The organism is Pseudoduganella sp. RAF53_2, from assembly GCF_052113985.1.
Taxonomy (GTDB): Bacteria; Pseudomonadota; Gammaproteobacteria; order Burkholderiales; family Burkholderiaceae_D; genus Rugamonas.
This window is the reverse complement of record NZ_JBFRDW010000136.1, coordinates 1-10764: the sequence shown is the minus strand read 5'-3', so window position 1 is coordinate 10764 and position 10764 is coordinate 1. Positions and strand designations below refer to the sequence as shown.

Here is a 10764-nt window from a genome sequence, read left to right as displayed (position 1 = left end):
GTGTTGAAGGAAACCCATGATTGTCCTCGTCACCGGCGCGACAGCCGGATTTGGCGCCGCCATGGCGCGTGTTTTCGTACAAAACGGCCATAAGGTCATCGCTGCCGGCCGCCGTACCGAGCGCCTGCAAGCGCTGGCCACCGAACTGGGCGCGAATCTGATGCCGCTGACCTTGGACGTGTCCGATAAAGCCGCCATCCACGCGGCCTTCGACGGCCTGCCGGAAGGCTGGCGCGATATCGACGTGCTGATCAACAATGCCGGTCTGGCGCTGGGCATCAAAGGCGCCCACGAAGCCAGCCTGGAAGACTGGGAAACCATGATCGCCACCAACTGCACCGGCCTGGTCACCGTCACCCGCGCCCTGCTGCCGGGCATGGTGGCACGCGGCCGCGGCACCGTCATCAATCTGGGCTCGGTGGCGGGCCACTACCCTTACCCGGGCGGCAATGTGTATGGCGCCACCAAGGCTTTCGTCGAGCAGTTCACCCTGAACCTGCGCGCGGACCTGGTCGGCACCGGCGTGCGCGCGACCAACCTGGCGCCCGGCCTGTGCGGGGGCACCGAGTTCTCGAACGTACGCCTGAAGGACGATGCGGCAGCCGCCAAAGTGTACGAAGGCACCCAGCCGCTGACGGCCGAAGATATCGCTAACACCGCGTATTGGGTCGCCACCCTGCCGGCCCACATCAACATCAACCTGATCGAGCTGATGCCGACCTGCCAAGGTTTCTCCCCTTTCAATATAAAACGGGCTACAATGGCAGGTTAATAAGGGAAAAACGTAAGAGAATGTTACATAACCCGCATTTACGCCTTGCGATCCGTAAATTGGCGTAAAATGTTGCTCAATCACATTTAGTAGTCAAAACAAACACATGTCGTCAGAGTTCAACTGGGAGGTCCGTGTCTATTACGAAGACACAGATGCCGGCGGAATTGTCTATTATGCAAATTACCTGAAGTTCTTCGAACGGGCGCGCACCGAATGGCTGCGTGCTATCGGCGTTGGACAACAGGTCTTGCTTGCTGAGCACGACGCAATGTTTGTGGTCAAGAGCGTGAGTGCCGACTATCATGCGCCGGCAAAGTTGGACGATGTACTAAAATTAACGCTAAGAATCGAAAAGCTGGGCCGCGCCTCGATCCAATTTGTGCAGGAAGCATGGTGCGGCGACTGCCTGCTGAACACGGCCCATGTAAAGGTTGGATGCGTGGACTCCGCATTGCGTCCGCGCGCCGTACCGGACGCCGTAGCCGCCCGCATGCGCACATAACCAGATTAGTAAAATAATGAACGTCACCGAAGATCTCTCCTTCATCGCCCTTATCGCCCACGCGCACCTGATCGTGCAATTGATCATGGCGCTGCTGCTTGGCATTTCCCTCGTCAGCTGGACCTACATCTTCAAGAAGATGTTCGACGTGCGCGCCGCGCGCAAGCAGACCATCGAATTCGAAAAGACTTTCTGGGCCGGCGGCAACCTGCACGCCCTGCACCAGAGCGCGGGCAGCAACCGCGCCAACAGCGGCGCCCTGGCCCGCATTTTCGAAGCCGGCATGGGTGAATTCATCAAGGGCAAACAGGCTTACGCCACCAGCCGTGAAGTGCTGGACATCGGCGCCATCCTGGACGGCGCCCGCCGCGCCATGCGCGCTGCCTTCCAGCGCGAGATGGATGCATTGGAAGCCCACCTGGCCTTCCTGGCTTCGGTCGGTTCCGTATCCCCTTACATCGGCCTGCTCGGTACCGTGTGGGGCATCATGAATGCATTCCGCGGCCTGGCCAATGTGCAGCAGGCGACCCTGTCGGCTGTGGCGCCCGGCATTGCCGAAGCGCTGATCGCAACCGCCATCGGCCTGTTCGCGGCGATTCCTGCGGTGGTGGCGTACAACCGCTTCTCGCACGACATCGACCGCCTGGCAATCCGCTTCGAGAGCTTCGTCGAAGAATTCTCGAACATCCTGCAGCGCCAGTCGCGATAAGGCGGAAACCTGGCCATGGCTACTTCCTTCTCCAGCAGCATGCGCGGCACCAAGCGCCGCAAGTTCAAGTCGGAGATCAACGTCGTCCCGTATATCGACGTGATGCTCTGCCTGCTGATCATTTTCATGGTGATCCCGAGCTCGAACAATCCGAGCACGATCGACCTGCCGCATGCCGAGAAGTCGGTGCGCCCGCCCGACAGCTATATCCAGGTGACGGTGAAGCCGAATGGCGCGCTGTCCATCGGCCTGGCCGGCAAGAATTCGGAAGCGCCGGAGACGGAGCCTAACCGCGACGCACTGGTGCGCAAGCTGAAACAGATCCATGAGGCCAATCCCGACTATCCGGTGCTGATCGCCGGCGACAAGGAAAGCAAGTACGACGATGTGATCCAGCTGATTTCGGAAGCGAAAAAGATGGGCATCAATCGCGTTGGGCTGGCAACGAAGTAAGGCATGACGAAATGAGTAGTGCAGCGAGCGTAGGTTCCCCATACCGCGTGCCCAAGCGGCACGACGGCACGCGCTCGTTCGTGCTGGCCGTGGTGATGCACGTGCTGCTGTTCGTGTTCCTGTGGGGCGGCATTCGCTGGCAAAGCTCGCAGCCGGTCGGCGTGGAAGCGGAAGTGTGGGATATGACGACCCAGCAGGCCGCGCCAAAGCCGCCGCCAGAGCCGGAGCCCGAGCCGCAACCGACGCCGAAAGTGGAAGAGCCGCCTCCGCCCCCACCTCCTCCACCGCAGGAAGTGGCGCAGCCGAAGCCGCAGGAACCGGACATCGCGCTGGAGCGCAAGAAGGAAAAGGAACGCCAGGAGAAGCTGGCGGAAGAGAAGCGCAAGGAACAGGAAAAGCTGGCGAAGCTCGAAAAGCAGCGCGAGCTGGAAGAACAGAAGAAGCTCGAAGAGAAGAAACTCGCCGAGCAGAAGAAGAAAGACGATGAAAAGGCCAAGAAGCTGGCCGAGAAGAAGGAAGCCGACAAGCTGGCCAAGGCGCGCGATGCCGAGATGAAGCGCATCCTGGGCAACGCCGCCAGCACGTCGACCGGCACGGCGGCCAAGTCGACTGCACCGCGTATCGATAGCGGCTATGCGGCGGCGATCAAGGCCAAGGTGACCAGCAATGTCGTGTACACGGGCGGCAAGCAGGATGGTGAAGGCGTGTTCCACGTCCGCCAGTTGCCGACCGGTGAAGTGATTTCGGTACGAAAAGTTAAGAGCAGCGGTGTGCCAGCATATGACACTGCGGTGGAAAATGCGATTCAGAAGTCTTCTCCCCTGCCTAAAAAGAAGGACGGCACGGTGGAGCCCGAGCTTGATATCGTATTCAACCTGAAGGATTTGCCCTGATGAATAAAATTAAGTACCTGTTCGTAGTGGCTGGGGCGGCGCTGAGCGTATCCGCCCAGGCCCAGCTGCGCGTCGAAATTACCGGCGTTGGCAGCAACCAGATCCCGGTCGCGGTGGCGACCTTTGTCAACGAAGGCCAGGCGCCGGCGCAGATCTCCGAGATCATCAAGGCCGACCTGCAGCGCAGCGGCGTCTTCAAGATCATCGACGCCGGCACCGTCACCGATATGAACAATATCGACTACGGCGCATGGAAGTCGCGCGGCGCGGACGCCGTGGTGATCGGCACCGTGGCGCCAGCGGGCAACGGCTCGTTCGACGTGCGCTACAAGCTGATGTCCACCATTCAGTCGACCAAAGTGTCGCAGCTGGATCAGCAGGCCCCGCCGCAATACGGCCGCCTGGCAGCGCACCGCATTTCCGACGACATCTACGAGAAGCTGACCGGCATCAAGGGCGCCTTCTCCACCCGTATCGCTTACGTGACCCAGCAAGGCCGCAGCTACCGCCTGGAAGTGGCGGATGCCGACGGCGAAGGCGTGCAGTTGGCCCTGAGCTCCAACGAGCCGATCATCTCCCCATCCTGGTCGCCGGACGGCACCAAGGTCGCCTACGTCTCCTTCGAGCAGAAGAAGCCGGTGGTCTATGTGCAAAATCTGATGACCCGTCAGCGTACCGTGATCGCCAACGAAAAGGGCAGCAACTCCGCGCCAGCCTGGTCGCCTGATGGCAGCAAGGTCGCCGTGGCCCTGTCCAAGACCGGCAACACCCAGATCTACCTGGCGAATGCCGACGGTTCCGGCCTGCGCCGCATCTCCAACAGCAACGGCATCGACACCGAGCCGCAGTTCTCGGCCGACGGCCAGTACATCTACTTCACCAGCGACCGCAGCGGTGGTCCGCAGATCTACCGCATGAGCGTGAACGGCGGCGACGCCCAGCGCGTGACCTTTGGCGGTCCATACAACATCAGCCCGCGCATCTCCTCCGATGGCAAGACGCTGGCTTACATTTCCCGGCGCGATGGCAATTTCCAGCTCTATGTTCTTGATCTGGAAAGCCGCCAAGAGCAACGTCTGTCCGACACCACCAGCGACGAGTCGCCGAGCTTCGCCCCGAACGGCAAGTACATCCTGTACGCCACCGAATCGGGTCGCCGCAAATCGCTGGCTGTCGTGTCGGTAGACGGCCGAGTAAAGCAGCGCTTGACCATTCAAGCGGGCAATATCAAGGAGCCCACCTGGGGTCCTTTCATGAAGTGAAGAAGTAACCTTATCAACGACCAGGAGAAGCAAAATGCAAAACGTAAAAAGTGTAGCCTTCCTCATCGCCAGTGCGGCCCTGCTGTCCGCTTGCTCGACCCCAGTTAAAGTGGCTGAGCCAGCACCAGTAGTTGAGTCCAAGCCAGCTACCCCACCAGCAGCTGACACCCGCGCAGTGGCTCCAGTAGAAACCAAGTCGATCGACCCACTGGACGATCCAAAAGGCGTGCTGGCTAACCGTTCCGTGTACTTCGATTTCGACAGCTACGTTGTTCGTGAAGATGGCAAGCCAGTGGTGCAGAACCACTCCGCTTACCTGGCCAAGAACCAGCGCCAGATCCTGATCCAAGGTAACACCGACGAACGCGGCGGCGCTGAATACAACCTGGCTCTGGGCCAGAAGCGTGCTGAAGCCGTGCGCAAGTCGATGGCTGCCCTGGGCGTGCCAGAGTCCCGCATGGAAGCCGTGTCCCTGGGCAAAGAGAAGCCAAAGGCTGAAGGCCACAACGAAGAAGCATGGGCACAGAACCGCCGTGCTGACATCGTGTACAAGTAATCATTCTTGTAATACACGCACACGGGGCGGCGCGCAGTTTATACTGCGCCCTGCCCCGTTTTTTTATTTGAGCATTGAAAGCGCCTGACCATGATCAAATTCACCAAGACAGCCCTCGTGCTGGCCGCCTTCACTACCCTGCCCCTGACCGCCTCCGCCGGCCTGTTTGACGACGATGAAGCGCGCCGCGCCATCCTCGACATGCGCACCAAGGTGGCCAAGCTGGAAGGCGACCTGAAGAACCTGATCGACACCAAGACTGACAAGAGCGCTACCCTGGACATCATCGCCCAGCAGGAACGCATGGCGGAGGACATCTCGCGCCTGCGCGGCCAGGTGGAACTGCTGCAGAATTCGATCGACGTCGCCGCCAAGCGCGAAAAAGACTTCTACGCCGACCTCGACGCCCGCCTGCGCAAGCTGGAACCGCGCGAAGTGACCATCGACGGCAAGACCGCTGAAGTGGATCTGTCCGAGCAGAAGGCTTATGACACCGGCATGCAGCAATTCAAGGAAGGCGACTACAAAGGCGCCGCCGTGTCGCTGGACGCCTTCGTGAAGCGCTATCCAGTCTCCAGCTACGCCCCAAGCGCCCAATACTTCCTGGGCAGCTCCTACTACGCCCAAGGCGATTGCAAGGCCGCCATTCTGGCGCAGCAGTCCCTGGTGAAGAATTATCCTGACAGCCCCAAGGCCGCCGACGCCATGCTGAACATCGCCAGCTGCCAAACCCAGCTGAAGGCCGTCAACAACGCCAAGAAGACGCTGCAAGAGCTGATCAAGAACTATCCAGACTCCCAAGCCGCCGCCGCCGCCAAGCAGCAGCTGAAAGGCAAGTGATCGCCTCAGGGGCCGGCCCTCTGGGTCCGGCCCTGAAGTCAGGGTTTAAATGCCGCAAGGCATTTGACAAGACCCGATGAGCAGCCTATAATCCTGCTTCTTCTTTCGACGGGTCGTTAGCTCAGCTGGTAGAGCAGCGGACTTTTAATCCGTTGGTCGCAGGTTCGAATCCCGCACGGCCTACCATTCGAAAGATGAACGTTTTACCTTGGGTCGTTAGCTCAGCTGGTAGAGCAGCGGACTTTTAATCCGTTGGTCGCAGGTTCGAATCCCGCACGGCCTACCAAGATTCATCAAAAAAGCCACCTTCGGGTGGCTTTTTTGTTATGTCAGCTACGGCCAAGGCGGCCCCAGACTTCAGGCGGCAAATCGAACGTCGCGCGAAGCCACTCCATGTTGTTGTGCACGAGTCCCACAAACTCGCGCTGGAGCAGCAGCGCATAAGCCTTGCCGGCGACATCGTCCAGCAATTGTTCGGTGCGTACCTGGCCCCCAACTCCACCGCCTTGAATATGGCTCCAATAAGCAGCCAGCGCATCACATAGCTGCCTGCCGGCGACGCCCAGTGCACCCGCCTGCTCGCGAAAAAGCTCGTAGCGAAGGGCGTCGTATTGCGTGTGGCTGCTCATCCGCTTATTTCGCTTTCGGCTTGACCGGCGGCTTCCTGCTGGCGCCCTGCGCGGCTTCAAAGATGATTTTGGCGTCCTTGTGGGCCTGGTCGATGTTGCGCAGAGCCTTGTCATCGTCGTGTTTGACGAAGAACTCCTTGTCTTGGGCTGCGATCACCATCTTGATGGCCGCGGCTTCGGTCACGCCGTATTTCTCGAAGATCAATGTGGTGACTTCGTCCAGATACTCTTCGTAGGTCATGCAAAACTTCCTTAATTTAACGGAAGTGACATCCTACGCCAAAGTAAGAGACTGCATCCCAATAACAGCATCAAAAACATCGGCGGCTCGGGCACGGGTGCGGGCGCGATGTTGAATTGGGTCTGACTGGTCCACAGCAGATCCTCGGACGACCCACCGCCCTCGCCTACGTAGCCATAAACGTGTATCCGGTCGCCGGACATGGTGCTACCGGTGCTGTAGGCCATATCATCCCTGTATGACCAGTCGGACGCAAAACTGAGCTGCCCGGTATGCAGGTTAAAGCTAAAGCTCGACAATTCGCATTGCATGAKCGGACAGCCATACGGTTTGACGTACTCGATCTGCTGCCACGAGAAGCGCGTCAGCTCCTGCCGTTCCAGCAGACCATTGCCATTGCTGTCTGTACCCGCGAACAGCCCGCTCTCGATCCAATTCGGTTCGAACCGGCTGCTTGGCGTGTAGAAAAACCCTCTGTAGCTGAAGTCCCACAGCGCCTGCGCTGAGGCCGACGCTGCCAATGTCCCGAGAACAAGAATGCACATCAATTTCTTTAGCATGCCGGACTCCTTTCGGCGAAGAAGAAATCCAGCCTACCAGAGCACCCCCGTCCGCACGATTGCCGACGTGGCGAAAATGATGCGCCATTAAGCCGCGCGCCCGGCCGCCGTGACCAGAACCACCTTGCCAACGTGCCCGCCAGATTCCAGCAATGCATGGGCGCCACGCGCATCTTCGAGATCGAAAGTCCTGAAGATCAGAGGCTTCACGGCGCCGCGGCTAATGTGCGGACCGACAGCATGTGTGAGATCCGCGATGAGCGCCGCCTTTTCTTCATGCGTGCGCGAGCGCAGTGTCGAACCAATGTGAGTCAGGCGCTTCGCCAGCATCGGGAACAGGTCCAGTGACGGCGCCGCGCCTTTGATCACGCCGATCTGCACGATGCGCCCGTTCATTGCGGCCGCTGCGTAGTTCCGTGCAACGTAGTCGCCCGCGACGATATCAACAATCACATCGACGCCTCGCCCGCCGGTGGCATRCATGACTGCCTCAACGAAGTCCTCACAGCGATAGTCAACCGCTACATCGGCGCCCAGCGCGACGCTTGCCGCCTGCTGGGCCGGGGAGCCAACAGTGGTGATGATCTTCGATGCACCAAAGGCCCTGGCCAGCATGGTCGCCGTGGTGCCGATGCCGGACGCGCCGCCATGAATCAGCACACTCTCGCCAGCCGCGAGCCGGCCGCGCTGGAACATGTTCAGCCACACAGTCAGGAAAGTCTCGGGCATCGCCGCCGCTTCGACCATGCTCAGACCTTCCGGAATTGCAAACACATTGCTTGCGTGAGCGACCGCATACTCTGCGTAACCGCCGCCCGCAATCAGTGCGGCGACACGGTCACCAGCCGCGAACTGCGTTACGCTTCCGCCCACGGCGACAACCTCGCCCGCTACTTCGAGGCCGGGAATATCCGGCGCCCCAGGCGGAGGATCGTACAGGCCCTTTCGCTGCAACAGGTCCGGGCCATTTACGCCGGCTGCATGAATGCGGATAAGCACCTCATCGGCTGCGGGCTCGGGGACGGGATGCTGCGCTGGCGTCAGCACTTCGGGGCCGCCCGGTTGTGCGATGTCGATCGCGATCATCTGAGCTGGAACGGATTGGTTTGCGTTTGACACGAAATCACCTCTTTAAAAAGCGCGTTGCTTTGGTGAGGAAAGTGTAGAAACCGCGACATTGCTTGACAAGCAGCGTATTGCCGGTCTTATGATGCAAATTTGCATCAGCTAGGAGACCACCGTGAACTGGGACGATGCGCGCATTTTCGTTGCGCTCCAGCGGGAAAGGACTTTGCGCGGCGCCGCACGTGCTCTCGATATCGACCAGGCGACTGTTGGACGCAGAATTGCATCACTGGAGCATACGCTGGGCGCCACACTATTCCTGCGCACATCCACTGGTTACGAGCTCACGCCGGTCGGCCGCATCGCCTTGCGCGCAGCCGAAGCCATGGAGCAGTCGGCGCACGATCTCGTGCGCCACACGCAAGGCGTCGACAAGCGGCTTGCCGGCGAAGTGAAACTCTCCACTACCGACGCCCTGGCGCAGGAATTCATCATGCCCGCGATCGCCCGGCTGCACGCAAAGCACCCGGACGTATCGGTCATGCTCGACACGTCAACGCAGGTGCTCAATCTGGCCAAACGTGAGGCCGACATCGCGATCCGCACTATCAAGCCGCGCAATCCGGACCTGCTGGCGCGCCAGCTAGCGCGCTGGGAGGTTGGCTTGTGTGCCTCGCCGGACTATGTGCGCAGCCGCGGCCTGCCCTTGCCGGGCGAGCGCTTTGCGGGACACGATCTGGTGGTCTATCAGCCGCATTTCATTCGCGAGAGCGAACCGGCATTCGTCGGCGAGCCACTGACAGGCGGCCGCATTGTCGCGCGGCTGAACGCCAACCTGACGCTGCGCGCGGCGATCAAAGCGGGATTGGGAATTGGCGAGCTGCCGGTGCCGATGGGCGAACGCGATGGCCTGGTGCGGATCTGGCCTGAGCGTTCAAAAGAAGTGCAATATGAGATCTGGCTGGTCACGCATCAGGACTTGCGCCACACTGCGCGCATACGCGTGACCATCGACGAAATCGTGCAAGCCTTCGCTACACGGACGACGCCTGCATAGCGCGGCGGCCCACCGTGGATTCGAACACGCGGCCCAGCGGCAGCTCGATCCAGTTGTGGAAGGCAGCGCCTGCGATCAGGCTGGCGGCCCAGGCGGTCAGCATGCCGACGCCCTGCAGTTCCGGTTCGGCAGGAACGAAATGGGTGAAGGCCGCGTTCACCAGCAGGCAAACCGGGAAGTGAATCAAAAACACGCCGTAGGACGTCCGCGCCAGGCCGTTGATGGCAGACCAGGCGCGGCCATTCGAATAGGTTTTGACGCGGCCAAACAGCAGCAATGCGCCTGCAACGGCCAGCGCCAGCGCGATGCGGCTGCGGAAGTTGATGGCCAGGCCGACCAGGACCGGCAGCAGCGTCATCACCAGCAAGAGCAGCACCGCGCCCGGCTTGCGGCTTGGATCGCTCGCCCACCACGCCATCAGTCCCAGGCCATAGCTGCCGAAGAAGTACGGCGCCCAGTTGTCCCAGTCGGGGTCCAGATTGAAGTGCAGCAGCGACAGCGCGATACCGACCGCAACCCAGAACGGTACCAGCCWGCGCAGTTGACTCGTACCGGCCACCCGCCCCGCCAGCCAAAGCATCAGCACCACCAGCGCATACAGCTGGAAGTCGATGGCGACGTACCAGGCGCCGGCGGACACGGACGGGTAACCCAGCACGCCATGCAGCAGCAGCGCGTGTGCGCTCAGTTGGCCGACGGTTGCGGGCTCCGAAATAGAGTGATGATCCATCCACTGGCTCGCCAGGACCGATGCGGCGGCGGCGGCCAGCGTGGCAACGATGAACGGCGGCGCCAGCTTGGCATAGCGCTTCCAGATCGCGCGCAGCGGGTAGTCGTGGCCGGGCTGGCCTTGCGGCGAAAGCGATTTGGCAGCCAGGAAGCCGCCGATAACGAGGAAGACCTGAACGGCAATACGCGCGTGCGAAGACAGCCAGTCGATCACGTCCGGCAGCAGCTGGCGCACGTGATCGGACATTGGACCGTAAAAAGCCAGGTGGTGCAGCACGATCAATTGCGCAGCGCCCGCCTTGAGCAAATTAATCAAGCCGAATTGCGGCTGAACCTTCTCCTCCGCTCCCGATAACAGCATCTTGCCTTTCTTTGCAATACGAACAACATTGCCTCAACGCACAAGCATTCGTATTACTAGTTACTATTTGAAAGGGCGTCATCATAGCCGAGGATCACGGATGAGTGGCGCGCGGATGGTGAAACTTCGGCA

The 10764-nt window shown here is 60.4% G+C and carries 14 protein-coding genes and 2 tRNA genes; 11 read left to right on the top strand and 5 right to left on the bottom strand.

Translation table 11 applies throughout. The annotated features are described in order from the left end of the window. Positions 1 to 16 precede the first annotated feature (16 nt). The 10 genes from AB4Z11_RS10560 to AB4Z11_RS10515 all read left to right on the top strand — a co-directional run bounded on the left by AB4Z11_RS10560 (position 17) and on the right by AB4Z11_RS10515 (position 6276). On the top strand, positions 17 to 772 hold the full coding sequence (locus AB4Z11_RS10560) for an SDR family oxidoreductase (RefSeq protein WP_442025163.1): 756 nt from the start codon (positions 17 to 19) through the stop codon (positions 770 to 772). 106 nt (positions 773 to 878) lie between these two features. Beyond that, on the top strand, positions 879 to 1277 hold the full coding sequence (gene ybgC, locus AB4Z11_RS10555) for a tol-pal system-associated acyl-CoA thioesterase (protein WP_442025161.1): 399 nt from the start codon (positions 879 to 881) through the stop codon (positions 1275 to 1277). Between the two features lie 16 nt (positions 1278 to 1293). Beyond that, positions 1294 to 1986, top strand: coding sequence for a protein TolQ (gene tolQ, locus AB4Z11_RS10550; RefSeq protein WP_442025159.1), 693 nt, complete (start codon positions 1294 to 1296; stop codon positions 1984 to 1986). A gap of 15 nt (positions 1987 to 2001) precedes the next feature. Continuing rightward, positions 2002 to 2439: an ExbD/TolR family protein gene (locus AB4Z11_RS10545; RefSeq protein ID WP_442025157.1), complete on the top strand. Its 438-nt coding sequence runs from the start codon at positions 2002 to 2004 to the stop codon at positions 2437 to 2439. A gap of 11 nt (positions 2440 to 2450) precedes the next feature. Beyond that, positions 2451 to 3332, top strand: coding sequence for a cell envelope integrity protein TolA (gene tolA, locus AB4Z11_RS10540; RefSeq protein ID WP_442025155.1), 882 nt, complete (start codon positions 2451 to 2453; stop codon positions 3330 to 3332). Further along, a complete protein-coding gene (gene tolB / locus AB4Z11_RS10535; RefSeq protein WP_442025153.1) occupies positions 3332 to 4594 on the top strand; it encodes a Tol-Pal system beta propeller repeat protein TolB in 1263 nt (420 codons plus the stop codon). The genes tolA and tolB overlap by 1 nt, the downstream gene beginning before the upstream one ends. Positions 4595 to 4628: 34 nt before the next feature. After that, a complete protein-coding gene (gene pal / locus AB4Z11_RS10530) occupies positions 4629 to 5150 on the top strand; it encodes a peptidoglycan-associated lipoprotein Pal (protein ID WP_442025151.1) in 522 nt (173 codons plus the stop codon). 90 nt (positions 5151 to 5240) lie between these two features. Further along, entirely contained in the window at positions 5241 to 5990 is a 750-nt protein-coding gene (ybgF, locus tag AB4Z11_RS10525; RefSeq protein WP_442025149.1) for a tol-pal system protein YbgF, read from the top strand. Positions 5991 to 6100: 110 nt separating this feature from the next. Beyond that, positions 6101 to 6176: transfer RNA gene (locus AB4Z11_RS10520), tRNA-Lys, on the top strand. Positions 6177 to 6200: 24 nt separating this feature from the next. After that, positions 6201 to 6276 (top strand) — tRNA-Lys (locus AB4Z11_RS10515). A 43-nt stretch (positions 6277 to 6319) separates the two neighbouring features. Here AB4Z11_RS10515 and AB4Z11_RS10510 read toward each other — a convergent pair. The 4 genes from AB4Z11_RS10510 to AB4Z11_RS10495 form a co-directional block, all read right to left on the bottom strand. Next, positions 6320 to 6619: a hypothetical protein gene (locus tag AB4Z11_RS10510; protein ID WP_442025147.1), complete on the bottom strand. Its 300-nt coding sequence runs from the start codon at positions 6617 to 6619 to the stop codon at positions 6320 to 6322. Positions 6620 to 6623: 4 nt separating this feature from the next. After that, complete coding sequence (locus tag AB4Z11_RS10505) at positions 6624 to 6860, bottom strand: hypothetical protein (protein ID WP_442025145.1); 237 nt, start codon at positions 6858 to 6860, stop codon at positions 6624 to 6626. Positions 6861 to 6871: 11 nt separating this feature from the next. After that, positions 6872 to 7420 (bottom strand): hypothetical protein, encoded by a 549-nt coding sequence (locus AB4Z11_RS10500; RefSeq protein ID WP_442025143.1) that lies wholly within the window; start codon positions 7418 to 7420, stop codon positions 6872 to 6874. An 87-nt stretch (positions 7421 to 7507) separates the two neighbouring features. After that, entirely contained in the window at positions 7508 to 8506 is a 999-nt protein-coding gene (locus tag AB4Z11_RS10495) for an NAD(P)H-quinone oxidoreductase (RefSeq protein ID WP_442025165.1), read from the bottom strand. A 154-nt stretch (positions 8507 to 8660) separates the two neighbouring features. On the opposite strand from AB4Z11_RS10495, the gene AB4Z11_RS10490 reads away from it, so the two are divergent. Then, positions 8661 to 9542: a LysR family transcriptional regulator gene (locus AB4Z11_RS10490; protein WP_442025141.1), complete on the top strand. Its 882-nt coding sequence runs from the start codon at positions 8661 to 8663 to the stop codon at positions 9540 to 9542. Here the strand turns inward: AB4Z11_RS10490 and AB4Z11_RS10485 are convergent. Then, complete coding sequence (locus AB4Z11_RS10485) at positions 9520 to 10632, bottom strand: acyltransferase family protein (RefSeq protein WP_442025139.1); 1113 nt, start codon at positions 10630 to 10632, stop codon at positions 9520 to 9522. The two genes, AB4Z11_RS10490 and AB4Z11_RS10485, sit on opposite strands and share 23 nt — an antisense overlap. Positions 10633 to 10764 lie beyond the last annotated feature (132 nt).

What these genes read in the sequence shown, in the direction of transcription:
- AB4Z11_RS10560 (WP_442025163.1), top strand. Translation starts at nt 17, where the DNA reads ATGATTGTCCTCGTCACCGGCGCGACAGCCGGATTTGGCGCCGCCATG.
- ybgC (WP_442025161.1), top strand. Translation starts at nt 879, where the DNA reads ATGTCGTCAGAGTTCAACTGGGAGGTCCGTGTCTATTACGAAGACACA.
- tolQ (WP_442025159.1), top strand. Translation starts at nt 1,294, where the DNA reads ATGAACGTCACCGAAGATCTCTCCTTCATCGCCCTTATCGCCCACGCG.
- AB4Z11_RS10545 (WP_442025157.1), top strand. Translation starts at nt 2,002, where the DNA reads ATGGCTACTTCCTTCTCCAGCAGCATGCGCGGCACCAAGCGCCGCAAG.
- tolA (WP_442025155.1), top strand. Translation starts at nt 2,451, where the DNA reads ATGAGTAGTGCAGCGAGCGTAGGTTCCCCATACCGCGTGCCCAAGCGG.
- tolB (WP_442025153.1), top strand. Translation starts at nt 3,332, where the DNA reads ATGAATAAAATTAAGTACCTGTTCGTAGTGGCTGGGGCGGCGCTGAGC.
- pal (WP_442025151.1), top strand. Translation starts at nt 4,629, where the DNA reads ATGCAAAACGTAAAAAGTGTAGCCTTCCTCATCGCCAGTGCGGCCCTG.
- ybgF (WP_442025149.1), top strand. Translation starts at nt 5,241, where the DNA reads ATGATCAAATTCACCAAGACAGCCCTCGTGCTGGCCGCCTTCACTACC.
- AB4Z11_RS10510 (WP_442025147.1), bottom strand. Translation starts at nt 6,619, where the DNA reads ATGAGCAGCCACACGCAATACGACGCCCTTCGCTACGAGCTTTTTCGC.
- AB4Z11_RS10505 (WP_442025145.1), bottom strand. Translation starts at nt 6,860, where the DNA reads ATGACCTACGAAGAGTATCTGGACGAAGTCACCACATTGATCTTCGAG.